The 23024-nt window shown below is 69.8% G+C and carries 22 protein-coding genes; 12 read left to right on the plus strand and 10 right to left on the minus strand.

Annotated elements, in window-relative coordinates:
- Positions 1–5 precede the first annotated feature (5 nt).
- Positions 6–182, minus strand: a complete 177-nt coding sequence (locus tag OG329_RS26195) for a thiazolylpeptide-type bacteriocin (protein WP_405798570.1) — start codon at positions 180–182, stop codon at positions 6–8.
- Positions 183–406: 224 nt separating this feature from the next.
- On the opposite strand from OG329_RS26195, the gene OG329_RS26200 reads away from it, so the two are divergent.
- A complete protein-coding gene (locus OG329_RS26200; RefSeq protein WP_405798572.1) occupies positions 407–1666 on the plus strand; it encodes an amidohydrolase in 1260 nt (419 codons plus the stop codon).
- 2 nt (positions 1667–1668) lie between these two features.
- On the plus strand, positions 1669–1950 hold the full coding sequence (locus OG329_RS26205; protein WP_405802019.1) for a hypothetical protein: 282 nt from the start codon (positions 1669–1671) through the stop codon (positions 1948–1950).
- 13 nt (positions 1951–1963) lie between these two features.
- Here OG329_RS26205 and OG329_RS26210 read toward each other — a convergent pair whose 3' ends face one another.
- Entirely contained in the window at positions 1964–2959 is a 996-nt protein-coding gene (locus tag OG329_RS26210) for a helix-turn-helix transcriptional regulator (RefSeq protein WP_405798574.1), read from the minus strand.
- 395 nt (positions 2960–3354) lie between these two features.
- On the opposite strand from OG329_RS26210, the gene OG329_RS26215 reads away from it, so the two are divergent.
- Positions 3355–3681, plus strand: coding sequence for a hypothetical protein (locus tag OG329_RS26215; protein WP_405798575.1), 327 nt, complete (start codon positions 3355–3357; stop codon positions 3679–3681).
- 56 nt (positions 3682–3737) lie between these two features.
- On the opposite strand, the gene OG329_RS26220 is transcribed toward OG329_RS26215, so the two are convergent.
- Positions 3738–3953, minus strand: coding sequence for a DUF397 domain-containing protein (locus OG329_RS26220; protein WP_405798577.1), 216 nt, complete (start codon positions 3951–3953; stop codon positions 3738–3740).
- 332 nt (positions 3954–4285) lie between these two features.
- Here OG329_RS26220 and OG329_RS26225 point away from each other — a divergent pair, with 332 nt between their 5' ends.
- Entirely contained in the window at positions 4286–5461 is a 1176-nt protein-coding gene (locus OG329_RS26225; RefSeq protein WP_405798578.1) for a methyltransferase domain-containing protein, read from the plus strand.
- Here OG329_RS26225 and OG329_RS26230 read toward each other — a convergent pair.
- Both OG329_RS26230 and OG329_RS26235 read right to left on the minus strand, forming a co-directional pair.
- On the minus strand, positions 5447–5662 hold the full coding sequence (locus tag OG329_RS26230) for a DUF397 domain-containing protein (RefSeq protein ID WP_405798579.1): 216 nt from the start codon (positions 5660–5662) through the stop codon (positions 5447–5449). The genes OG329_RS26225 and OG329_RS26230 overlap by 15 nt on opposite strands.
- 13 nt (positions 5663–5675) lie before the next feature.
- Positions 5676–6530, minus strand: a complete 855-nt coding sequence (locus tag OG329_RS26235) for a helix-turn-helix domain-containing protein (RefSeq protein WP_405798580.1) — start codon at positions 6528–6530, stop codon at positions 5676–5678.
- 205 nt (positions 6531–6735) lie between these two features.
- Here OG329_RS26235 and OG329_RS26240 point away from each other — a divergent pair, with 205 nt between their 5' ends.
- Complete coding sequence (locus tag OG329_RS26240; protein ID WP_405798581.1) at positions 6736–7080, plus strand: hypothetical protein; 345 nt, start codon at positions 6736–6738, stop codon at positions 7078–7080.
- A gap of 11 nt (positions 7081–7091) precedes the next feature.
- On the opposite strand, the gene OG329_RS26245 is transcribed toward OG329_RS26240, so the two are convergent.
- The 5 genes from OG329_RS26245 to OG329_RS26265 form a co-directional block, all read right to left on the minus strand.
- Positions 7092–9335, minus strand: coding sequence for an ATP-binding protein (locus OG329_RS26245; protein WP_405798583.1), 2244 nt, complete (start codon positions 9333–9335; stop codon positions 7092–7094).
- Positions 9336–9498: 163 nt separating this feature from the next.
- A complete protein-coding gene (locus OG329_RS26250) occupies positions 9499–10122 on the minus strand; it encodes a DUF6879 family protein (protein WP_405798584.1) in 624 nt (207 codons plus the stop codon).
- Complete coding sequence (locus tag OG329_RS26255; protein WP_405798586.1) at positions 10115–10384, minus strand: hypothetical protein; 270 nt, start codon at positions 10382–10384, stop codon at positions 10115–10117. Before OG329_RS26255 ends, OG329_RS26250 begins: the two co-directional genes overlap by 8 nt.
- A gap of 39 nt (positions 10385–10423) precedes the next feature.
- Positions 10424–11047, minus strand: coding sequence for a DUF6879 family protein (locus OG329_RS26260; RefSeq protein ID WP_405798587.1), 624 nt, complete (start codon positions 11045–11047; stop codon positions 10424–10426).
- Positions 11040–11309 carry a hypothetical protein gene (locus OG329_RS26265; protein ID WP_405798589.1) on the minus strand — a complete coding sequence of 90 codons (270 nt, stop codon included), beginning with the start codon at positions 11307–11309 and terminating at the stop codon, positions 11040–11042. The genes OG329_RS26260 and OG329_RS26265 overlap by 8 nt, the downstream gene beginning before the upstream one ends.
- 297 nt (positions 11310–11606) lie before the next feature.
- Between OG329_RS26265 and mfd the strand changes: the two genes are divergently transcribed.
- The 7 genes from mfd to OG329_RS26300 all read left to right on the plus strand — a co-directional run bounded on the left by mfd (position 11607) and on the right by OG329_RS26300 (position 22824).
- Positions 11607–15158, plus strand: a complete 3552-nt coding sequence (gene mfd / locus OG329_RS26270; RefSeq protein ID WP_405798590.1) for a transcription-repair coupling factor — start codon at positions 11607–11609, stop codon at positions 15156–15158.
- A 94-nt stretch (positions 15159–15252) separates the two neighbouring features.
- On the plus strand, positions 15253–15813 hold the full coding sequence (locus OG329_RS26275) for a hypothetical protein (protein WP_405798592.1): 561 nt from the start codon (positions 15253–15255) through the stop codon (positions 15811–15813).
- 145 nt (positions 15814–15958) lie between these two features.
- Positions 15959–19483, plus strand: a complete 3525-nt coding sequence (locus OG329_RS26280) for a CHAT domain-containing protein (protein WP_405798593.1) — start codon at positions 15959–15961, stop codon at positions 19481–19483.
- Complete coding sequence (locus OG329_RS26285) at positions 19480–20205, plus strand: hypothetical protein (protein ID WP_405798595.1); 726 nt, start codon at positions 19480–19482, stop codon at positions 20203–20205. The genes OG329_RS26280 and OG329_RS26285 overlap by 4 nt, the downstream gene beginning before the upstream one ends.
- The gene (locus tag OG329_RS26290) at positions 20205–20858 is read left to right on the plus strand and encodes an RES family NAD+ phosphorylase (RefSeq protein ID WP_405798596.1); all 654 of its coding nucleotides are present in this window, start codon (positions 20205–20207) and stop codon (positions 20856–20858) included. The genes OG329_RS26285 and OG329_RS26290 overlap by 1 nt, the downstream gene beginning before the upstream one ends.
- Positions 20859–20925: 67 nt before the next feature.
- On the plus strand, positions 20926–21999 hold the full coding sequence (locus OG329_RS26295) for a hypothetical protein (protein ID WP_405798597.1): 1074 nt from the start codon (positions 20926–20928) through the stop codon (positions 21997–21999).
- Between the two features lie 147 nt (positions 22000–22146).
- Positions 22147–22824: a vWA domain-containing protein gene (locus OG329_RS26300; RefSeq protein ID WP_405798598.1), complete on the plus strand. Its 678-nt coding sequence runs from the start codon at positions 22147–22149 to the stop codon at positions 22822–22824.
- The last annotated feature ends 200 nt before the right edge of the window (positions 22825–23024 follow it).

Genomic DNA, 23024 nt, shown 5'->3' on the forward strand with positions numbered 1-23024 from the left:
CCGGATCAGGCGGAGCAGGAGGTCGTGCTGGTGGTGCTGGAGCAGGTGGACGTCGAGGAGCACGACGTGGAACCGGCGAGGACGACCTCGGACGCGTCCGAGTAGTCCGAGATCTCGAAGGTCTCCGACTCGAGCTCCAGGATCTCGTCGGCGAGGGTGGTGAGAGCGGTCTTCGGGGCCATGGGGGTCTCCTTCGGTCACCGGGGCTTCACCGGCTTGTCCGGCGGCGCTCCCTTGCGATGGCCTCATTTGACCGGTGAGCGCTGTCAGTTGGGCCCGGCTTTCGCTGTCACATCGCTGACACCTGGTGTCAGCGGAAAGAGGGCCAGGTGAGCGCGGTGTGCCGCACGCTCGAACCTCAAGGAATGCTCAAACAAGTTCAGCGAGTTCAGCAAGGAGGCGGCGCATGACCGACGCGCTGAACGCGGACCCACCCCGAGAACCCCCACCCGTGCATGCTCCCGCCGCCGTCCCGCGCGAGACCCTGCGGGCCGCCCTCGAGCTCTACCTCGACGTGCACGCCCACCCGGAGCTGTCCGGCGCCGAGGCCCGCACCGCCGAGCGCTTCGCCGCCCGTCTGGAGGGCGACGGCGCGGCCGTCACCCGTGGCATCGGCGGCCACGGCGTGGTCGGCGTCCTGCGCAACGGCCCCGGCCCCACCCTCCTGCTGCGCGCCGAACTGGACGCCCTGCCCATCGAGGAACGCACCGGTCTGGCGTACGCGAGCACCGTCCCCGGCACCATGCACGCCTGCGGCCACGACCTCCATCTCGCGTCAGCCGCAGGGGCGTTCGCCCTGCTCGCACGGTCGGCCGACACATGGAGCGGCACCGTCCTGGTCGTCGGCCAGCCCGCCGAGGAGACCCTTCAGGGGGCGGGCGCGATGCTCGCGGACGGTCTCTACGAGCGGTTCGGCACCCCCGACACCGTCCTCGCCCAGCACACCGCGCCCCTGCCCGCCGGGATACTCGCCCACGGCCGGGGCCCGATGATGGCGGCGAGCGCCGCGCTGGACGTCGTCGTCCACGGGTACGGCGGCCACGCCGGCACCCCACAGCTCACCGTCGACCCCGTCGTGACGGCCGCCGCGACCGTGATGCGCCTCCAGACGGTGGTCTCGCGCGAGACGGCGCCCGCCGACCAGGTCGTCCTGACCGTCGGCTCCCTGCGCGCGGGCCGCCGCGGCAACGTCATCCCCGACGACGCGGAGCTGAGCATCACCGTCCGCGCGGCGACCGATCAGGCGCTGGAACGGGCCGTGGCGGCGGCGGAACGGATCGTACGAGCCGAGTGCGCGGCCTCCGGATGCCCCAAGGACCCCGACGTCACGCTCGTCTCCCGCTCCCCGGCCCTGCTGCCCGACCCGGCCGTCACGGCGACCGTACGGGCCGCCCACGAGCGGGAGTTCGGCCCGCACCGGGTGGCCCGGTGGCCGGGCTCGATGGCCACCGAGGACTTCCCGCGCTTCGCCGTCGACGGTGTGCGCACGGCGTACTGGATGCTCGGTACGGCGTCCCCGAGCCAGTGGCGCGCGGCACGCTCCGGCGGCCGGCCGGTACCGCCCAACCACTCGGCCGAGTTCGCCCCCGACGTAAGGACCGCGCTGCCGGCCGGTATCGCGGCCATGGCGACGGCCGCCAGGCATCTGTTCAAGGAGACACGGTGACGATGACGGCCCAGTGGCAGTGGAGCGCGGACATCGAACACGGCCCCGGATACGTGGAGGTGGTGACGGTCCGCGAGAACAGCGCGGCACCGTCCGCCGAGACGACGGTCATCCGGCTGCTCGGTCTGCTGCCCCGGCACTGGAGATGTGTCCCGGAGGCGGGGGAGGACCGGATCCGCCTCTGGATAGCCCGCGACGGCGGGACGAGCGACACCGACATCCATCGCGCGGTCCGCGCGGTCCTGTCGGACGCGGCGCTGTGGGGCTGGACGGAACAACGCTGACACAACCCGCCGGTCAGATCCAGCCCCGTTCGCGGGCCAGCAGCGCGCCTTGCGCACGGCTCGCGGCGCCCAGGGACTGAAGCAGGTCGGCCACATGTCTTCGATACGTACGGACCGAGATCCCCAGGTCCCGGGCCCCGGCTTCGTCCTTGCCCACCGTGCACATCGAGATCAGCACCTGCTGCTCGATCTCGCTGAGCCCGCCCACGGCGTCGCCGGACTCCTTCGTGACGGTCAGAATGTCCTCCGCCTGCGTCCAGATCTTCTCGAACAGGGCGATGATGTTGGAGACGAGCCCGCTCTTGTGGGCCAACAACGCCCCGCGCGCCGTGTTCTGCGGATCCAGCGGCACCAGGGCCGTACGGCCGTCGTACACCAGGATCCGCTCCGTGATGTTCTCGGCGACCCGGATCTGCGCCCCGCGTTTGACCAGTTCGCGCAGATAGTCACGGGTCGGCAGGTCGTCCAGCGCGGCGGCGAGCACCACATTACGGATGCGCACCCCGCGCCGCAGACATCGCAGATCCAGCGGACGGGACCGTTCGATGTTCTCGGGCGAGAGTTTCGTGTACGGCTCCACGGACAGGATCTCGTCGCGCGCGAAGAACGCGAGGTCGTCTATCCGGTTCCGTATCTCCGACAGGCCCTCCAACTGCTCGATGCCCTGCACCGGCGGCAGCCGCGAGCCCTGCTCGGCGCGCAGCCCCTCGACCAGGTCGCGCGCCTGCATGACCAGGCGCAGCTCCTCGTGGAGCGCGTTGAGCCGCGCGTCGGTCAGCCGGGCCAGGGCCACACCGGGGTCGGCGGGGGAGACGCACTCGAGACTGCTGTCGGGGTGCAGCAGCCCCAACTCCCGTAGCCGGTCAAGGCTGTGTCGGGCGTCGTCCTGCTCGGTGTGGACCAGCAGATGGATGTCGTCCGCCGACGTGTCGGGGTTGCGGAGAAAGTGGCGGTAGATCTCTTCCTCGGTCGGAGAGACGCCGAAGACGGACATCTCGTTGTCGCCCAAGACTTGGCCTCCGCTACTTGATCAGTTCACGCCGAGGACGGGGTGGGTGTCGCTGCCGGTGCTGCGCGCCCCGCCGGGCGTGCCGCACGGCTCGGAGGGGCCTTGGAGAGAGTAAAGGCAATGCCATGACTGTGTAACTGATCTTGCGACGAACTGTGCCGTAGTTATGGGTGAACCGTGCGTGTCCTGACCGCCCACCCCCCACCCGGCGCGCCGGGTTGCGCGGTGGCGCGGCGGACTCACATCGGGCAGTCTCCCCAGGCTCCCCACGGAGTACACGGCCGCGCGGTCCCACAGGTTCACGTGCCCCCACGTCCCAACTCGGTGAAGGCTGTGGGAAGTTCGGATGTATGGAACGGTAGGACAGGCGCTGCACGCGAGGGAGAGAGGCCGCAATGACGGGCAAGGAGGTGGCGGCGGTGGGCGTGGTGGCGTTCCTCGTCGGCGCCGGGGCGATGTTCGCGGTGACGGTGACGGTGGCGGCGGACGACGGCGCGAAGGTGACGGTCCAGCCGGAGTCCGCGACGAACGCGGACATGCCGCAGACCCGTGAGGAACTGATCACCGCGTGGACGGCCGAGCTGAAGAAGGCGGGCAAGGAGAAGCCGGAGGGCTGGGAGATGCTGACCACGGGCGAGATCCGCGGCCGGTACCTGTCGCAGCACTACATCAACACGCCCGAGGCCGAGGACATCGACCCGGGCATGGCGAGGCGCGACTGACCCGACGACACGGCCCGGCCACCGACCACCGGCCGTCCGCCGAGACCGGGCCCGGTTCAGTCGCGGGGTGACGCCGGCACGGCGAAGTGGTCGAACTCGCCTGCTTTGACGCCGAGGATGAAGGCGCGGAGTTTTTCGGGGGTGGTGGTGACGACGGTGTCGGGGTCGTCGCTCTCCTGGAGCTTGATGGTGCCGTCGTCGGCCGCGGCGAGGTAGACACAGCTATTCGCCTCGGCGCTGAACGAGGACTTCTGCCAGTCGTAGGTGGACATGTTCTCTACCTCATCACATGCTCGGCGCGTCAGGGCCAGTTGGGCATCGCGTCGTCATTCCCCCTACACGGCGGGAGGCGCGCAGGGCGGAACTCGTTCACCTCCGGCGTGCCCTATCGCGCCGTTGTGACCGAGCGTCATCTCTGCGAACGTAGTTGAACGCGACGTCACGCCATGCCACATGGCACACCCACTTGGTGGGTGAAGGGGGACAGAATGGGAAACCACGGATCACCGCCGCCACCGACACCGCCGACCCCACCGCCGTCGCCTCGTGATTCGGACGGCCAGCACCCAGATGTTTCCAAGCCCGGAGGCGGCACACACCGGAAATGACCGGCCCCGACCTTGACGCGCTGAGCGCCCGCACAGCCGATCAACTGGATGCCGCCGAGGGCTTCCAACAGCCGTGGATGCGCGAACTGTTCCTCAAAGCTCCGCGGCACGCGTTCGTGCCCGACCGGGTGTGGGTGTGGTCGACGGACGTCTATCGGCCGCTCGACCGGACCGCTGACCCGGTCGGCTGGGCCCACCTTGTCAACGACGCTACGCAGTCCGTGGTGACGCAGGTGGACGACGGGCGCCCCGGTCCCGATGGCGGAGCCCTGCCCACCAGCTCCATCAGCGCGCCGAACGCGGTGTTCACGATGCTCGCCACGGCCGACCTGGAGCCCGGCCACCGGGTCCTGGAGATCGGCACCGGTACGGGATACAACGCGGCGTTGCTGTGCGAGCGGGTCGGGATGCGGAACGTGGTCAGCATCGAGATCGATCCCGCCTTGGCGGAGAGCGCTGAAAGCTCGCTGCACGCGATCGGGTACCGGCCCGCTGTCGTCGTCGCGGACGGCGAGGCCGGGCACCCGTCCGGGGGACCGTACGACAGGTTGCTCTCGACGGCATCGTCGCACCACGTGCCGGGCGCCTGGGTCCAACAGGTGCGGCCGGGCGGGCTGATCGTGACGCCGTGGCGCACCACCCTCGCGACGTCCGGCATGGCGGTGCTCCGCGTCACCGACGACGGCCGGGCGCAGGGCCACTTCGGCTACCCGATGGCCTTCATGGACCTGCGGGGCCAGCGCCGTGACGATCACTCGCCGCTGCGCGACGTCTACTCCCGTGACGCGTGGGAGGACAGCCGCACGCGCCCGGTCCGGTCCGGCCCGCACTGGCTGGACGACGACTACCACGCCCGATTCGCGGTGGGCCTGATGCTCCCGGGCGTACACGTCGACCGCCAGGACGACGCGGATTCCGGCGACGGCGACGGCGACGAACCGGCGTGGTGGCTGTCCACCCGTACGTCGTGGGCGTACGTGTGCGGCGGCACGGCCCGGCAGTGGGGACCGCGCGCCCTGCTGGACGAACTCAACCAGGCCCACGCCCACTGGACGCAGTCGGGCCGCCCCGACCTCTACCGCTACGGCCTGACGGTGACCCGCGACGGTACGCAACGCCCCTGGCTCGACACCCCGGACGGCCTGCTCCGGCAGCCGTCAACCGCGCGGTGACTGCTCCACGGCGAAGTGGTCGAACTCGCCTGCTTTGACGCCGAGGATGAAGGCGCGGAGTTTTTCGGGGGTGGTGGTGACGATGACGTCGGGGTCGTCGCTCTCGCGGAGCTTGATGGTGCCGTCGTCGGACGCGCTGACGTTGATGCAGTTGCCGGCGTTTCCGCTGTAGGAAGACTTCTGCCAGTCGTAGGTGGACATGCTCTCTACCTCATCACATGCTCTGCGCGATGTTGTGAATCAGGTCCCGGGACTTCTCCGGGGTCCGCGCGGTTGCCTCCAACCGGTCCAGCACCGCACGGTATCTGGCCAGTTGAGGCTGCGCACCCGCGTAGAGCGAGGCCACATCAGTGTCGAGCTGTGCAGTGTCAAGCTGAGGCACCGCGTCCCTGAGGTAGATGATGCCGGATCCGGCACTCGGGTAGCTGCCAGTGCCGAACGGCGCGACGAGGACGGTGATGTGGTCGCGCTCGCTCATGTCCAACAGGTGCTCCAGTTGGGCTCGCGCCACCTCCCGGCCGCCGAACCCCATGCGCAGGGCGGCCTCATGAATGACCGTCAACAGTGGCGTCGGCTTCTGTCCGTAGATCACCGCCTGCCGCTTGATCCGGAACGAGAGCATGTGCTCGACCTCCGGTGGATCGAAGGGCGGCACGATGTCCTTGATGAGAGCGCGGGCATGTTCCGTCGTCTGTAGGAGTCCGGGCAGGTGGATCGCACAGGCGACGCGCATGGCCACCGCGTGATGTTCCAGTTCCGCGAGGTCCAGGAACTCCGAGGGAAGGATTTCGCGGTACTCGTCCCACCACCCACGCGTCCGTCCGCCGGTCATGCCCGCGAGCGCGTCGATGAGTGGTTGATCCGTGCAGCCGTACAACCGCGCCAGCGTCCGCACCCGGTCGGCGCTCACTGGATAGCCACCGGATTCGATGTTGCTGATCCGCGACTGAGTTGAGCCGTGCAGCCGCCCCGCCTCCGTGGCGGAAAGCTCCGCGAGTTCACGCAGGCGGCGAAGCTCGGCGCCCAGGCGCCGTTGCCGGATCGTCGGCGGGAGCTTGCTCGGAGGCATCGTCTCCGTCCTCTCCTTATTCCGGAACTACCCATACGGGTGAACCTAGGGGCTAATCAACCGCGATTGGGTGGACTAGATACTACCTCACTCGCTACCGTGTGACTCACGCCACTTCAACTGGCCGCGCCGCAAGGCGTCTTACTCGCCCTGCCCAACCACTTCCGCCGGGCAGGCGTCACCCTCTCGCCGACAGGGGAATTCCATGACGACCGTATCGCCGCAGAGCAGCCCCGCCCCGGAGCCGTCCGACTTCGCCCAGGAGGTCTACGAACTCGTACGCACCACCGCGCCACGCCTCTTCGCGGTCGTGGAGGAGTACCGCCCAGGCGCGGATGACGCCGACTCCGACGCCTTCGTCGTCGCCTGGGGGCTCGCGTACGAGGACGGCGCCGCCGAGGTCATCGCGGTCGAGGGACAGCGGCGTTGGCAACTCGCCGCCGCCGAACACGTCGTGCGGTACTTCGGCCGGGCCGAGAACCTGTCCGCCCGCCTCGTCTGGCTGACGGCCCCCGACGCGCACCCACACACCGGGTCGCGGGCGGCCTGACGCGGCGGAGGTTACGCGCTCCGCTCAGCGAGACGCCGGCGCATGGCCACCGCCCGGCTGTCGTCGTACGGGGCGATGAGCCGCAGGGCCTCGGTGCTGTGCGGACCGTCCCCGTCCAGCGCCGAGGCCAGTGCCTCCAAGGCAAGCGCCTCGTGCCACGAGTCGCCAAGATCGTGGTGGACGGCAGCCGCACGGCGGTGGAAGTGGGTGGCCTCTTCCGTCCTGCCGAGTGCCTGGTACGCCTGACCGGTGCCGTACCACGCCATCGCTTCGCGACTGCGGTTGCCCAGCCGCCGGTGCAGGTCGGCGGAGCGCTGGTACGAGGCGAGGGCGTCCGCGTGGCGGGTCAGGGCCAGTCGGGCATCGCCAAGTGTGAGCAGCCAGTAGCCCTCGTAGATCTGGTCACGCAGGGCAAGGGCGATGTTCATGGCCTCTTCGGCCGAGCCGAGGGCGGCGTCCAGCTCGCCGCGTTCACGCTGCAAACAGCTCACGATGCGCAGCGCGTTGCCCTCGGGGCCGGCGTTTCCGAGGGCGCGGTACGCGGCCAGCGCCCCTTGGACGCAGACAGAGGCTTCTTCCAGGCGCCCTGCGTTGTAGTGCGTGGTCGCCAGGTTCGACAGGGCCGAGGCCGCCCAGCTCTCGGAACCCGCCGCCTGCCACAGTGTCGCCGCCTGCTCGAAATGGGCTGCGGCGTCGCGCAGTTGACGGCGGCGCAGATGGATGAGCCCGATCAGATTGAGCGAGTCCGCCTCGGCGCTGCCGTCGCCACTGGTGCGACGGATCGCCAGCGCCTGCTGATGGCAGTCCAGACTCTCGTCCCACGCGTTGACCCGGTGGTGGGCCATGCCGAGGCAGCTAAGGAGTTCCGCCTCGGCGACGGAGTCGTTCACTCGGCGGGCAGCTTCCAGCCCCGTAGTGCCGACGGCCACCCAGTCCGTCATGGACGCGGACGGCGGCTGGACGTACCACAGGACCAGCGCCAACTTCCAGGCCAGTACGTCGTGTTCCCCTGCGGTGGCGGCTGCGACCGTCCGCAGCAGGTTGGTGTGTTCACGCTCCGCCCAGTCCATCGCCGCGTCGTAGTCCGCGAAATCCAGTGGCCGGACGGCCTCGGGCAGCTCAGGGTGAGATACGGACTCCTCGGAGGGGGCGAGCTTGGTTCGTGCAGCCTCCGCAGTGCACAGATACCAGCTCAGCACCCGTCGAAGGGCGGCCTGTCCCTCTTCCTGGGGCTTTTCATTCCGGGTGAGCCCGGCGGCGTACGCGCGCAGCAGGTCGTGGAACTGGTAGCGGTCCGGCCCTGTCTGCTCCAGCAGATGGGCGCCGACGAGGGAGTCGAGGAGCTGGCGAGTCTGTACGGCTGGCAGCGCGGCGAGCGCGGCGGCAGCGGGCAGGCCGAACTCCGGTCCGGGGTGGACGCCGAGCTGCCGGAAAAGCGTCGCGCCCGGTTCGGAGAGGGCTCGGTAGGACCACGCGAACACGGTGCGGACGGCCTCGGCCTCATCCGCGTCCCCGATGCTGAGCGCGTCCCAGAGCGCGGACTCGTCGCGCAGCTCCTCGATCAGGTCGGCCAGCCGCAAGTGCGGGTTGCTGGCGGCGCGCTCACCGGCGATGCGTAGGGCCAAGGGCAACGCAGCGCACAGCTTGGCAAGTTCGGCGAGTTCACGCAGATCGTCTTCCGGCCGGTAGCCGGCGGTCACGGCGCGCAGCAGGGCAACGGCCTCGGGCTCGGGCAGTGTGCCGAGCGTCAGCCGGTGCGCGCCGTCCCGTATGGCAAGACCGGAGAGCCTGCTGCGGCTCGTCACCACGGTCAGGCAGTTCGATCCGCCGGGCAGCAGCGGACGGACCTGCGCCACCGTGGCCGCGTTGTCCAGGACGATCAGCATCGTCCGGTCGGCCAGCAGGGAGCGGTAGAGCGCGACGGCGGCGTCGGGTTCCTGGGGCACGGAGTCGGCGCGCACCCCAAGCGCGGAGAGGAACCCGCGCAGAGCTTCCTGGGCACTCAGTGGTTGCGCGGGGTCGTACCCGCGCAGGTTGACGTACAACTGCCCGTCAGGGAAACGCTCACGGACCTGGTGCGCCCAGTGCAGGACGAGCGAGGTCTTTCCCGCACCGGCGGTGCCCGCGACAACGGCGACCGAGACGACGACGGGGGCGCCGTCACCGTCCTCGCTGGGCAGCACGGCGTTCAACTGGCCCAGTTCGCTGGTGCGGTTGACGAAGCGGTGCACGTCGCCCGGTAACTGGCGTGGCACGGGGCCTTCACGGCCCGAATCGCTCTCTCCATGCCGATGGAAGTGGACTCCGCCGGTGACGTTCCCGGCCTGGACGACGTCGTGGGACGTTCCCGACAGGTCGTTGTGCGAGCTGTCGGGAACGTCCGGTGTACCGCTGTGCTCGTTGATGATGTGCTCCGGATTACGGGACTGGCGCGGGCAGGGGTGCGATTTCGCGGGCGAAGTACGGGGCGATGTCCTCGCCGATCTCGAAAAGCGATCGGATGTACTGCTCCCAGGACTGAACGTGCTGTTGGTCGGTGAAGCGGATGGAGCCCATCGGAACGCCGGAGTCGCTGTAGACGACGTTGTAAAGAACCTGGCTGTCGAGGATCAACAGTTCTGGAAGCTGTCGCATTTTCTCGACGTCCGCCACCTGATCCACGGTGACGATCCGGACTCGGCTCCCGCCCAGTTCGTCGTGCTGTCGTAGCCAGTACAGCTCCCACTGCACGTACGGGGTGATGGGCTGCTCGACAATGCGCACACGGTGAAAGGTGAACCCGCGCTCCTTGTCCCTCAGTGCACCTGCCAGCACCAAGTCCCGGTCTGCGGCGAATAGACGGAGCACTTCCTCCCAGTCGCCATGCGTGAGAGCGTCCCTGCTGGGATCGTTCTGCTCCTCGAAATACTGCCGCCGCTCCAGTTTCCACGCGGAGCCGTGCTGGATCAATGCGTCGCGCTCCCTGTAGTCGCGGTGGTAGTCCTTGGTGACGAGGCGCTCGCCAAGCTCGAGGTTAATCGTCGGCAGGTTCAGATCAAGCATCCGGAATGTCTTTCTTTGCGGCACTGAGCATATTTCCGGGGATTACGACCAGGCGTTCGTCCGCCGCCAAGGAGACTCCGGAAGGAAGGTTCACCGAGTAGTCGACTGTAAGGTCTCGGCCTATAACGGCTATATCGCCGTTGTCGAGTTGCCAAATGTCCGGGCAGTCCGTGCCGTCTTTCGAATTCCCCAGTTCTTGCGCTGTCTTGCCGAGGCGCCGCTCGAATAACGCGGACGGATCGGCTTCCCACGGACGAGTCATTTCCTGCCTCCGGGTATGGAGTTGGGCGCGATTGCGGTTTTACGGGACGGGTGCGGGCAGGGGTGCGATTTCGCGGGCGAAGTACGGGGCGATGTCCTCACCGATCTCATACAGCGATCGGATGTACTGCTCCCAGGACTGAACGTGCTGTTGGTCGGTGAAGCGGATCGAACCCATCGGAACGCCGGAGTCGCTGTAGATGACGTTGTAAAGGGTCTGGCCACCGACGACTAGCATTTCCGGGAGCTGCTGGGTCTTCTCGGCGTCCGCCACTTGCTCCGCGGTGACGATCCGGACTCGGCTCGCGCCCAGTTCGTCGTGCTGTCGTAGCCAGTACAGCTCCCACTGCACGTACGGGGTGATGGGCTGCTCGACAATACGTACCCGGTGCAGGGTGTACCCGCGCTCCTTGTCGTCCCGCGCCCCTGCCAGCACCAAGTCCCGGTCTGCGGCGAAGAGGCGCAGTACCTCGTCCCAGTCGCCGCGCGTGAGAGCGTCCCTACTGGGATCGTTCTGTTCCTCGAAGTGCTGCCGCCGCTCTAGTTTCCACGTGGAACTGTTACGGATCAACGCGTTGCGTGCTCTGAAGTCGCGCTTGTAATCTTTGCTGACGAGGCGCTCGCCAAGTTCCGGGTCGATCGTCGGGACGTTCAGATCAAGCATCTGGAATGTCTTTCTTTGCGGCGCTCAGCATATTTCCGGGGATCACGACGAGACGTTCGTCCGGCGACAAGGAGACGCCGGTGGGAAGCGCAGCCGAATAGGCCGCTGTGAGGTCGCGACCTATGACTGCTATGTCGCCGTTGTCGAGCTGCCAGATGTCCGGGCAGTCGTCAGTGTCCTTCGAATTCCCCAGTTCTTGCGCTGTCTTGCCGAGGCGCCGCTCGAATAACGCGGACGGATCGGCTTCCCACGGACGAGTCATTTCCTGCCTCCGGGTGAGGAGTTGGGCGCACGAGTGTCACAAATCCTACCGTCGGCGATTACACAGAGCAACGCCGTCCGGCGGCGGCTTCTCGCCAACCTCCCCGCCCCGCACCGCCCCCATCCCCGCCACCACCCCCTCCCCACCCGTCCCGCGCGACGCCTGTCGGTCCGGAGTCGTACGCTGGAGGTCCCCGGCCCGTGACACGTGTCGGGCCCTTCGCGTTGCTCCCAGAGCACCTCGCGGCGGTCATCACCCGCACCACCACACCCCCGGAACCGGACGGAAACACCCTTCATGAGCCTGCACGGTCTGCTCGATGCCGTCGTACGAGACCCGGCGCTCGCCGAAGCGGTCGGTGCCGCCGTCGACGGGCACCGTACGCATGTCGACCTGGTCGGCCCGCCCGCCGCCCGGCCCTTCGCGGTCGCGGCTCTCGCGCGCGACGCGCGCCGTACCGTCCTCGCCGTCACCGCGACGGGGCGCGAGGCCGAGGATCTTGCCGCCGCGCTGCGGTCGCTGCTGCCCGCCGACTCCGTCGCGGAGTTCCCCTCCTGGGAGACGCTGCCGCACGAGCGCCTGTCGCCCCGCAGCGACACCGTCGGCCGCCGGCTCGCCGTGCTGCGCCGGCTCGCGCACCCGCGCGCCGACGACCCCGGCGCCGGGCCGGTCAGCGTCGTCGTCGCGCCCATCCGCTCCGTACTCCAGCCGCAGGTCAAGGGCCTCGGCGATCTGGAGCCGGTCTCGCTGCGCGGCGGGGACAGCGCCGATCTGAACGAGGTGACGCAGGCGCTGGCCGCCGCCGCGTACTCCCGTGTCGAACTGGTCGAGAAGCGCGGCGAGTTCGCCGTACGCGGCGGCATCCTGGACGTCTTCCCGCCCACCGAGGAGCACCCGCTGCGGGTGGAGTTCTGGGGCGACGACATCGAGGAGATCCGCTACTTCAAGGTCGCCGACCAGCGCTCCCTCGAAGTCGCCGAGCACGGCCTCTGGGCCCCGCCCTGCCGTGAGCTGCTGCTCACACCGCAGGTGCGGGAGCGGGCCGCCGCGCTCGCCGAGGTGCACCCCGAGCTGGCCGACATGCTCGGCAAGATCGCGGAGGGCATCGCGGTGGAGGGCATGGAGGCCCTGGCCCCCGTCCTCGTGGACGAGATGGAGCTGCTGCTCGACGTACTGCCCGAGGGCTCGATGGCGCTGGTCTGCGACCCCGAGCGGGTCCGTACCCGCGCCTCCGACCTGGTCGCCACCAGCCAGGAATTCCTCCAGGCGTCCTGGGCGGCGGGAGCCGGCGGCGGCGAGGCGCCCATCGACGTCGGCGCGGCCTCGCTCTGGGGCATCGCGGACGTCCGTGAGCGGGCCCGCGAGCTGGGGATGATGTGGTGGTCGGTGGCGCCGTTCGCCGCCGACGAGGAGCTGTCGGCGGACACCCTCAAGCTGGGCATGCGCGCCCCGGAGAGCTACCGCGGCGACACCGCCCGCGCCCTCGCCGACACCAAGGGATGGCTCGCCGACGGCTGGCGCACCGTTTACGTCACCGAGGGTCACGGCACCGCCGCCCGTACCGTCGAGGTGTTGGGCGGCGAGGGCATCCCCGCCCGCCTCGACACCCCCGAGGCACACGGCGGCAAGGGGCTGAGCGAGATCACCCCGTCCCTCGTGCACGTCGCGTGCGGCTCGATCGAATACGGCTTCGTGGACGCGGCGCTCAGGCTCGCCGTCCTTACGGAGACCGATCTGTCCGGCCAGAAGGCGGCGGGCAAGGACGGCGTACGGATGCCGACCAAGCGCCGCAAGACGATCGACCCGCTCACCCTGGAGGCGGGCGACTACATCGTCCACGAGCAGCACGGCGTCGGCCGGTACGTGGAGATGGTGCAGCGCACCGTCCAGGGCGCGACCCGCGAGTATCTGCTCGTCGAGTACGCCCCCGCCAAGCGCGGCCAGCCCGGCGACCGCCTCTACATCCCCACCGACCAGCTCGAACAGGTCACCAAGTACGTGGGCGGCGAGGCACCCACCCTGCACCGCCTCGGCGGCGCCGACTGGACGAAGACCAAGCAGCGCGCCAAGAAGGCCGTCAAGGAGATCGCCGCCGACCTGATCAAGCTCTACTCCGCGCGGATGGCCGCGCCCGGCCACGCCTTCGGCGCGGACACACCCTGGCAGCGCGAGCTGGAGGACGCGTTCCCGTACGTGGAAACGCCCGACCAGCTCTCCACCATCGCCGAGGTGAAGGAGGACATGGAGAAGACGGTCCCCATGGACCGCCTCGTCTGCGGTGACGTCGGCTACGGCAAGACCGAGATCGCGGTGCGCGCCGCCTTCAAGGCCGTCCAGGACGGCAAGCAGGTCGCCGTCCTCGTCCCGACCACGCTGCTCGTGCAGCAGCACTTCGGCACGTTCTCCGAGCGGTACGGGCAGTTCCCCGTCGTCGTGAAGGCCCTGTCCCGCTTCCAGAGCGACACGGAGGCGAAGGCGACCCTCGAAGGGCTGCGCGAGGGGTCGGTCGACATCGTCATCGGCACCCACCGTCTGTTCTCCGCCGAGACGAAGTTCAAGGACCTCGGCCTGGTCATCGTGGACGAGGAGCAGCGCTTCGGCGTCGAGCACAAGGAGCAGTTGAAGAAGCTGCGCGCCAACGTCGACGTACTGACCATGTCCGCCACCCCGATCCCGCGCACCCTGGAAATGGCGGTGACCGGCATCCGCGAGATGTCGACCATCACCACCCCGCCCGAGGAGCGGCATCCGGTGCTGACGTTCGTCGGCCCGTACGAGGAGAAGCAGATCGGCGCCGCCATCCGCCGTGAACTGCTGCGCGAGGGCCAGGTCTTCTACATCCACAACCGCGTCGAGTCGATCGACCGCGCCACGGCGCGGCTGCGCCAGATCGTGCCCGAGGCGCGTATCGCGACCGCGCACGGCCAGATGTCCGAACAGGCCCTGGAACAGGTCGTGGTGGACTTCTGGGAGAAGAAGTTCGACGTCCTCGTCTCCACCACGATCGTGGAGTCCGGCATCGACATCGCCAACGCAAACACCCTGGTGGTGGAGCGCGGCGACAACTTCGGGCTCTCCCAACTCCACCAGTTGCGCGGCCGGGTGGGGCGCGGGCGGGAGCGCGGTTACGCGTACTTCCTCTACCCGCCGGAGAAGCCGCTCACCGAGACCGCGCACGAACGCCTGGCGACGATCGCCCAGCACACCGAGATGGGCGCCGGTATGTACGTCGCGATGAAGGACCTGGAGATCCGCGGCGCGGGCAATCTGCTCGGCGGCGAACAGTCCGGGCACATCGCGGGCGTCGGCTTCGACCTGTACGTACGGATGGTCGGCGAGGCCGTCGCGGACTACCGCGCGGCCGTCGACGGCACGGTGCAGGAGGAGCCGCCGCTGGAGGTCAAGATCGAGCTGCCGGTCGACGCGCACGTCCCGCACGACTACGCGCCCGGCGAGCGGCTGCGCCTCCAGGCGTACCGCGCGATCGCCTCCGCCAACTCGGAGGCCGACATCACCGCCGTACGGGAGGAGTTGACGGACCGTTACGGCCAACTGCCCGAGCCGGTCGAGAATCTGCTGCTGGTGGCGGGGCTGCGGATGCTGGCGCGTGCGTGCGGGGTCGGCGAGATCGTCCTCCAGGGGCCCAACATCCGCTTCGCGCCGGTGGAGTTGAGGGAGTCGCAGGAGCTGCGGCTCAAGCGTCTGCATCAGCGTACGGTGATCAAGCCGACGGCCCATCAGATCCTGGTGCCGCGCCCGACGGCGGGCAAGATCGGCGGCAAGCCGGTGGTCGGCCGCGAACTGCTGTCGTGGACGGGGGAGTTCCTGACGACCATCCTGGGGTCGTGACCGTGCATCGTGACCGCGATCGCCGGAGCCGGGGCGGTTGAGCAGTGCGATGCCCGGGGGAGCGAACTCTCCTGGGCGGGCGGGGGGTTGAACCATGGACGCGGCCATGGCCGCCGGGCTGTGCGTGGCGGTCGTCGGTGTGCTGGGCACACTGGCGTCCTCCCTGCTGACCCAGCGCGCGGCGGACACCTCCCGCAGGCGGGAGCAGGCCGAGGAGCGCAGGGACCAGGAGCGCCGGGCCGGTCTCGACGCGCGCCGCGACACCTATGTCGCGCTCAACACCGCCTGCCGGCAGTACCTGGCCGCACTGACGGATCAGATGCACGCCCTCATCAACGCGGACGGCTCCGGCAACGCTGACGGCCCCGGTGACGCGAGCCGGCGACTGACCGAGGCGCGCGACGCACACCGGGACTGTTACGCCGAAGCCCAACTGCTGGTTCCCGATCCGGTGCTCGACCTCGCCGGGGCCGTCAATCGCTCACTGAGCGCGACCTACGGAATGCTGATGCGGCTCGACCACGGCGATCCCCGCCCCGGTGACTCGCTCGACGCCGCGCGGACGGACATCGAGCTTCTGTGGCGTCAAGTCCGGCTGATGCGGCAGCGGATGCGCGGCGACCTCGGGGTGCCGAGCCCAGAAGGGGACGGCTGAGGGGGACGGCTGAGCGGGGCGGTGTGCGGTCGATTCCTGGTCGAATTCCGTCCGCTGTCCGTTATCAACTTCCGGGCGGCGAGCGACTGGGCATGATGTGAGAGCCGTGCGAACGGTGTCCGGGCGGCTCGATCAAAGGAGCGCGATGGGTGGCGACAGCGGCTCTGTACGTGCGCTACGGATGTGGGCCCGGGACGCCACGCGCCGGGCCGATCTGCTGATTCCGTTCACCAAGGTCCGGCGGAGGGCCCGGTTCAAAGCCATGTCCGTACCGGGGATCCAGGACCGGACGATTGATGAACTGTCCCATCTGGAAACCCTGTTGGAGTCCCAGCAGGCGGTGCGCCACACAGTGGTCGCCCGGCTGGGCACACTGCTCGCGCTGAGGTACGCCGGCCCGGCCGGGGGCGCGGCCGGGGACCGCGAGCGGGTGCTGCGGTACATGCGCCAGGTCCGCGACGCCGAGCCGAAAGCTCCCGACTTCGAACGGCGCTGTGCCGCGTTCGGTCTGCTGGTGGTGCTGTTCCCGAGCCCGGAGCTGGGCGGGCGCAACGGTGGACTGCCCGACCACGCGGAGTTCATGGACTGGTATCTCAAGCACGGTGCGAGTTTCGACCCCGCGGAACTGCCCGAGCTTTTCACCGACGCCCAGGCTCTGCCGATGCCTCCGGAAATGCGCCATTACTTCGACGGGGCGGTCCCCGGGATCGCCCTGCTGACGGAGATGCTGGGGCCGGACGGTCCGTCCAAGGTGACGGGCGAGCGGTTGGCGAGCGTACTCCCGGACGATTTCCCCTACGCCGACCAGGTGAAGCTGATGCACCAATTCCTGGCACAGAGCCAGGATCGGACGCGTACCGCTGAACAGGAACCCCGGCCCGGGATGTCCGAGGCGGGCCGGGCGGAGTGGGAATGGCGGAAGAAAGCCATGTTCCTGTCCGCCATGGCGAACATCGAGCCGGGCTTCATCAGTTCAGAGACACACCGGAAGTTGAATGACGAACTGGACCGGGACCCGGTGCACTCGCCGGCCCACCCGGAGGATCGGGCAATGGAGTCCCTGCCCCGGATCCTGGCGGAGATGCTGGCCGCCGCCCGCGACGACGACCCCGATCTGCTCGACTCGGCGCTCAGCCGCCTGGTCGATGTCTCCGGTCGGCTCCCGAAGGAGTACGAGCTGGCCGACGCCGTGGAGCTGGCGCGTGTCGGGCTCATGTCGGGCGGGGAGGCGATCGGCGGGAATTTCCAGGATGGGGAACTCGCACGCCGACTCATCGAATCGCTGAAGGGACGGCTCCCCGAAGCCTCGTCCGCGCTCCTCACCTCGGCGGTTCGGATGGTCTCCGTGGCATCGCGGCTGGACCGGGCCGAACAGACGGAAGACCTGGTCGAGTTGGACGCGGTGATCGACGAACTGCTGAGCCTCCGGGAAATCTCCGGACAGGACGCGGGCATCTCCCTCAACCTCCTGCTCGATCTGGGCCGGGCCTACTTGGTGCGAGCCCGGTTGCGCGGCGATGACTTGGATCGCCCGAGCCTGTTCGAATACCTCGTCGAGGAGGCCGAGCGACTTCAGATCCCGTCGCCGACGCTCAGGGAGCTGACGCAGCAGATGGTCAGCATGATCCAGATCCAGCACGGGAAGGACGAGAACGATTCCGAGCTGATCCGTGAGGCCCTGCGTGTCCCGCGGCCCCGAACGGGTCTGAAGAGTCAATGGGAGTTTCGGGCGGCCGAGGGCCGGCTCTCCCTGTACCGGCAGACCGAGGACCCGGCCGATCTCGACCAGGCCATCGCGGGGTTCGAGCGGATCCGTGAACGAATCCGGCAGGGCGAGGAGACAGCGCTCGCGGGGGACGTGCTGTGGCAGCTCGCCGAGGCGTACGGCCGCCTGTCCGACCGCACCCAGGACCCGGCCGACCTGGACGCGGCCATCACCGCCGCGCTGGATTCCCTGCACTCCGTCGCCGCCGACGTCCTGCTGCAAGCCGGCGCCGAACACGGTCTGCTGGCCGCCAGGAAGGGAGGCGAGCGCGGGCTCCTGGTGGCCCGCTGGGCCGCGGTGTCCGGTCGTCTGCCGGCGGTGGTCGAGGCGCTGGAATGGAGCCGGGCACTGGTGCTCCAGGCCGCGTCGGCCTCGGCGGGCGTTCCCGAACTGCTGCGGGCGAAGGGGCAGTGGAAGCTCGCCGACGCCTGGCGGGAGGCGTCCTCCGGGGTGCCGGGCGAACTGGACGGGCAGCTCCCCAGCAGCCTGCGCCGCCGTGCCCTGGAAGCGCTCGGCTACCGGCGCCAGGACGATCGCGGCCGGTTGTTCAGCAGCCCGACGATCGAGGAACTGATGGACGCGGCGGTGGCCGCCGACGCCGACGCGCTGGTCTACCTGGTGCCCGGGGCCGCGGGGACTCCGGGAATGGCCGTCATCCTGATGCCGGGGATCGGGTCGGAGGCTTTCCTGTTGCACGCGCTGACCGGCGAAAGAAGCGAGCCGCTGACCGAGTACCTGGAGGCGGCGGCGGCCCGGTCCCGGTACGGGAGCGAAGCGGCCGAACGCGCCTGGGAGAACGCCCTTGGCGAGCTGTGCGACTGGGCCTGGTCGGCGGTGATGGAGGACATTCGCGAACTGGCGCTGAGACGGCGCGCCGAGTTCTACAGCGACGGCGACGGCGACGGCGGCGCGGACGGAGCCGCCCCTCCCCGAGTCGTCCTGGTGCCCTGCGGAAACCTGGGCGTGGTGCCCTGGCACGCGGCGCGTACGCGGGAGGGAGAGGGGGACGGGGACGGGGACCCCTACCGCTACGTCTGCGAGGACCTGGTGGTGAGTTACGCCTCCTCTGGCCACCAACTCCTTCTCACCGTGGGGCGCGAGGCGGTTCCGGTCGACTCGGCGCCGGTGCTGGTGGCGGATCCCCGACTGTCCCTGACACACGCGGAACGCGAGATCAGCGCCCTGCACGCCAGTTTCTTCCCGCAGGCACGGCTGTTCGGCGAGTTCTACCAGCCACCCGCGCCCCCGGAGGCGCCCGGAACCCCGGCCGAACTGCTGGAGCTGCTGGAGCCGCCGACGGACGCGGCCGACAAGCCGCTCTCGCTGCTGCACGTGGCGTCGCACGGTTCGGCGGGGACCCGTCCGACCATCTCGGCGCTCAGCCTGGCGTTCCCCGGAGACTCCGAGTCCTGGCCCGCCGGGCTGGGCGGCCCCGGCGCACTTCCGGACGCGGGCATGCTGACCGTGACGCGCCTGCTGGACCTCCCGGCCGAGGACAGCGCGTGGCGCCGCACCGGTCCCCTGGTCGTACTGAGCGCGTGCGAGACGGACCTGAGCACCCGCGACCACGACGAGGCGCTGACCCTGGCAACGGCCTTCGTGGTGCGGGGCGCACGTAACGTCGTGGGCTCGCGATGGCGGACGAGCGACGGAGCTTCCGCGCTGATGATGGCGGTCTTCCACCACTTCACGGCCGTCGATGGCCTTGATCCGGCCGCCGCCCTGCGAGCGGCCCAACGGTGGATGCTGGATCCGGGGCGCCGACTGCCCGGCAGCGTCAAGGGCACGTCGGCGCGCGACGCCGAGATGACCGGCCTGGACCGGCCGTCGCTCTGGGCCGCCTTCATCCACCAGGGGCACCCCGGCCCTTCGCGCCGTCGCACGAGTACGTGGGGTGCGGCATGAACCCCGAGGACCTTCTCGCCCTGATCCGTACGCACTGGCCGGACATCCGGCGCGCCCTCGACGCCGAGCGGCGCGACGTGCTCCGCACCCGGCTCGGGGCGCTGGCCGCCGCCCCTGCCGAGGAGTGGGCCGTCCGGCGGGCCGCGCAGGGGGTGAAGCTCGCCCTGCTGGACCTGCCGCCGGGCCACCCCGTACGGGCCGCGCTGGACGGGCCGCGGCTGGCGGAGCCGCCGTGGGACGTACCGGCCGTGGCGGAGCGGGCGCGGGAACTCCAGGCGTGGCTCACCGACACCGACACCGACACCGACGCCGACGCCGACACCACCGACACCGAACAGCCCGCGCACACCGAGGGAATCCTGGCGGACGCGCGCAGGCGACTTCTGGCGGAGCCGTCGTTGTCGCCCGAGGAGGTACGAGTCCGCTGCGCGGGCGGCGCCGAAGGCACCACCGGGCTGATCCACCTGGACGATCCGGTACGTGGTCCTCGCTATCCGGCCTTCCAGTTCGCCGGCGGCGACGGCGACGGCGGGGGTGGCGGACCGCTCACCGTGGTGTGCTCGGTCAACCGCCTGCTGCTCGCTCAGGAGGACCCCTGGGGCGCGGCCGACTGGTGGCTGAGCGGAAACATCTGGCTGGGCGGGGCGCCGGCGGAACTGCTCGGCCACCTGCCCGACGATCTGCTGGTCGGCGCGGCCTCGGCGATGCTGGAGGGCGACTGATGCCCGACCGCTTCCCGCCGGCCGCGTACCGGCTGACGCCCAACCTGCGTACCCTGCCCGCCGGTTCGGAGCTGTGGCGGTGCCACAGCGACAGGCGGCCCCCCGAGGCGTTCAACCCGGTGGCCGCCGACTCGCACTTCGGCGGCAACCGCTTCGACGGCACGTCCGAGGACCCCTACCCCTTTCTGTACGCGGGTGCCGAACCGGCCACGGCGCTGGCCGAGGTGCTGCTGCGCTCGCTGGATTTCGACACCGCCTCGGGGAGCCGACTCGTACCGCGTGCCTGGGTGAAGGGCCGCTCGCTGAGCCTGCTGCGCACGCGGGTCGATCTGACGCTGATCCAACTGGTCACCGAGGAGGACCTGGCGGCGGTCTGCCAGGACTCCTGGCTGCTGGAGGCGCAGGGTGCCAGCTACCCGCAGACCCGGCGCTGGGCCAGTGAGTTGCGTACACAAGTGCCGTCTGCCCAGGGCCTGTTGTGGCAGTCCCGGCGGCACCGGCCACGGCACGCGGTGGTCCTCTTCGGTGACCGCTGCGGTGCCGAACCGCTCAAGCCGGACCCCGCGCGGGGGATCGCCGGCCTCGGAACACCCGCCGGGATCGCGGAGGCCAACCGCCTGCTGGCCCCGCTGCGGGCGGCGACCGTTCCGTAAGGGGTTCCGCAAGAGGGGCGCTCTGGCCTTCTTGTTGCGGACGATCCGGGGATGCATCCTTTGGACCATGGCGCTCGAAATAATTGACTACCCATCAATTATTGATGAACTCAAGGCGGTTCGTAAGGCAGGAATGGTTCGCCTGCGCGGCCTTCCGCTGCCCGCGCTCACCGAGGCGACCTCCGCCGCGCTGGTGGGCGACGACGCGCCCGCGAACGGACAGACCGCCGTCGCCGTCGAGCGGTTGCTGCGGCTGGCGGTGGACCGACTGGGCGGCGGGAGCCTTCAGGAGGCGGCCGAGTACACGCTGGGGACGGCCCCTGGAACCCGGGACTGGCCGGGCGCCGACCGTCGCAGGCGTGCCGCCGGGGTGTACGGCGTCAGCGTGGAGCGCTTCCGCAAGTACCAGGAGGGGGTGGTACTCGGCCAGATCGCCGAGCAGATCGTCCGGCTGGCCGGAGAGGTCCCGCCGCCCGCCGAGACCTCTGTCGAGACCCACAACGTGCTGCGCGTGCCGGTGCTCGACCGGACCGTTCCCGTCACCTTGCATGTGCACCCCGTCGATCTGCTCCGCGATGTGGACGTGGTCGTGGTGCCGTCGAACACGCACTTCGCGCTGCCGGAGGCGTACAAATCGTCGGTCTCCGCCTCTCTGCGGCGTGCCGCGGCGTCCTGGAGCCTGACCGGCGAACTGCTCGCCGACCCCGTCCACGAGGAACTGCGCGACTGGGCCGTACGGCAGGGGACTTCGGGCCGGTCCGTGGTGCCGGGGACGGTGGCGGCCACCGGCTCCGGCGCGCTGGCGGGGCAGGGCATACGGAGGCTGTACCACGCGGCTGTCGCCGTTCCCCGGTCCGGGACCAACGACTACGACGTGCTGCCGGCGGACGTCACCCGCGCGGTGGCCGGGGCGCTGGCCCTGCTGGCCGAGGAGGGCGGGCGGTTCGATCCGCCACTGCGCTCGGTCTGCCTGCCGCTGCTCGGCTCGGGCCGGGGCGGGCTGACGTACCAGCAGAGCATCGACGCCGTCTGGTCGGCGGTCGACGCCGAACTGTCCCGAGGCGCCGACGTCGCCCTGCATCTGATCGTCCGCCGTCCGCCGCCCGCGCGGCTGCTGATGCGCAGACTCATGCGGAACTGAGGGCCGGTGGCGCCGCGGGCGCCGGACGGCCCCGCCGACCGGGAATCGCCCGGATCACGCCCGGATCGCGCCCAGACCGGCTGCTTGGATGGAATGTACGGCCTGGGGGCACATGCGTCATTCAGCATGGAAGAGGGAGACATTCTCATGGCGGAGACAAAAGGTGTGCTACTGCCCGCCTATGTTCTGGCGGATGAATCGGGCTCCATGGCGCCCTACTTGGAGGACCTGTCCAACGGCCTCGTCTCGTTGTGCGAGGGACTGCGGGCCGAGCCGATGATCGCCGCCAAACTGCGCCTGGCCGTACTCGGATTCTCCGACGACGTACAGGCCCGTCTCGCGGTGGCCGACATGCGTACGGAGACCAGCCTTCCGCAGGTGGTCATCCGGGGCCTCACCAACTACGAGGCGGTGTTCGACGACCTGCTCGGCCGTATCCCGACCGACGTGCAGTGGCTGCGCGGCGAGGGATACAAGGTGCACCGGCCCGTCGTGTTCTTCCTCAGCGACGGTCAGCCCACCGACGGCGGGGCCTGGCGAAAGCCGCACGCGCGGCTCACCGACAAGGCGAAGACGCCGACTTCGCCCAACATCATCGCCTGCGGGATCGGCGACGCCCAGGCGGCCACGATGCTGGAGGTGGCGACACGACCGGAGTTCGCCTTCGTCGCCAAGCCGGGCACCGACATCGGCCAGGCCATCTCCGAGTTCTTCCAGGCGCTCACCGCGAGCCTGGTCGCCTCGGGGCACGCGCTCAACTCGTCGAGCCCGCAGCTCGTGGTCAACAAGCCCGATCAGTTCACGATGGCGATCGACGAGGTCTGACCGTGAACCCACCGAGCAGGGTGCGGAGTTGGTTCATGGGTCCGGGCGGGAGCGGGGAAGACCCCGCTGTGGCGCCGGTCGCCGCTCACGAACCCGGACCCGGACCCGGACCCGGGCCCGAACCCTGGCCGGTGGCCGCACCTGTGCCGGCACCCGTACCCGTACCCGTACCCGTACCACCCGCGTCCGTACCGGCACCC

Source organism: Streptomyces sp. NBC_01506 (genome assembly GCF_045040295.1).
Taxonomy (GTDB): Bacteria; Actinomycetota; Actinomycetes; order Streptomycetales; family Streptomycetaceae; genus Streptomyces.

Bases quoted from the DNA above. Each gene is read 5' to 3' on its own strand.
- OG329_RS26295 (WP_405798597.1), top strand. From the start codon at position 20,926: ATGGCGCTCGAAATAATTGACTACCCATCAATTATTGATGAACTCAAG.
- OG329_RS26230 (WP_405798579.1), bottom strand. From the start codon at position 5,662: ATGTCCACCTACGACTGGCAGAAGTCTTCCTACAGCGGAAACGCCGGC.
- OG329_RS26260 (WP_405798587.1), bottom strand. From the start codon at position 11,047: ATGCTTGATCTGAACGTCCCGACGATCGACCCGGAACTTGGCGAGCGC.
- OG329_RS26200 (WP_405798572.1), top strand. From the start codon at position 407: ATGACCGACGCGCTGAACGCGGACCCACCCCGAGAACCCCCACCCGTG.
- OG329_RS26195 (WP_405798570.1), bottom strand. From the start codon at position 182: ATGGCCCCGAAGACCGCTCTCACCACCCTCGCCGACGAGATCCTGGAG.
- OG329_RS26225 (WP_405798578.1), top strand. From the start codon at position 4,286: ATGACCGGCCCCGACCTTGACGCGCTGAGCGCCCGCACAGCCGATCAA.
- OG329_RS26255 (WP_405798586.1), bottom strand. From the start codon at position 10,384: ATGACTCGTCCGTGGGAAGCCGATCCGTCCGCGTTATTCGAGCGGCGC.
- OG329_RS26220 (WP_405798577.1), bottom strand. From the start codon at position 3,953: ATGTCCACCTACGACTGGCAGAAGTCCTCGTTCAGCGCCGAGGCGAAT.
- OG329_RS26205 (WP_405802019.1), top strand. From the start codon at position 1,669: ATGACGGCCCAGTGGCAGTGGAGCGCGGACATCGAACACGGCCCCGGA.
- OG329_RS26265 (WP_405798589.1), bottom strand. From the start codon at position 11,309: ATGACTCGTCCGTGGGAAGCCGATCCGTCCGCGTTATTCGAGCGGCGC.
- OG329_RS26215 (WP_405798575.1), top strand. From the start codon at position 3,355: ATGACGGGCAAGGAGGTGGCGGCGGTGGGCGTGGTGGCGTTCCTCGTC.
- OG329_RS26275 (WP_405798592.1), top strand. From the start codon at position 15,253: ATGGACGCGGCCATGGCCGCCGGGCTGTGCGTGGCGGTCGTCGGTGTG.
- OG329_RS26300 (WP_405798598.1), top strand. From the start codon at position 22,147: ATGGCGGAGACAAAAGGTGTGCTACTGCCCGCCTATGTTCTGGCGGAT.
- OG329_RS26240 (WP_405798581.1), top strand. From the start codon at position 6,736: ATGACGACCGTATCGCCGCAGAGCAGCCCCGCCCCGGAGCCGTCCGAC.
- OG329_RS26250 (WP_405798584.1), bottom strand. From the start codon at position 10,122: ATGCTTGATCTGAACCTGCCGACGATTAACCTCGAGCTTGGCGAGCGC.
- mfd (WP_405798590.1), top strand. From the start codon at position 11,607: ATGAGCCTGCACGGTCTGCTCGATGCCGTCGTACGAGACCCGGCGCTC.
- OG329_RS26290 (WP_405798596.1), top strand. From the start codon at position 20,205: ATGCCCGACCGCTTCCCGCCGGCCGCGTACCGGCTGACGCCCAACCTG.
- OG329_RS26285 (WP_405798595.1), top strand. From the start codon at position 19,480: ATGAACCCCGAGGACCTTCTCGCCCTGATCCGTACGCACTGGCCGGAC.
- OG329_RS26235 (WP_405798580.1), bottom strand. From the start codon at position 6,530: ATGCCTCCGAGCAAGCTCCCGCCGACGATCCGGCAACGGCGCCTGGGC.
- OG329_RS26280 (WP_405798593.1), top strand. From the start codon at position 15,959: ATGGGTGGCGACAGCGGCTCTGTACGTGCGCTACGGATGTGGGCCCGG.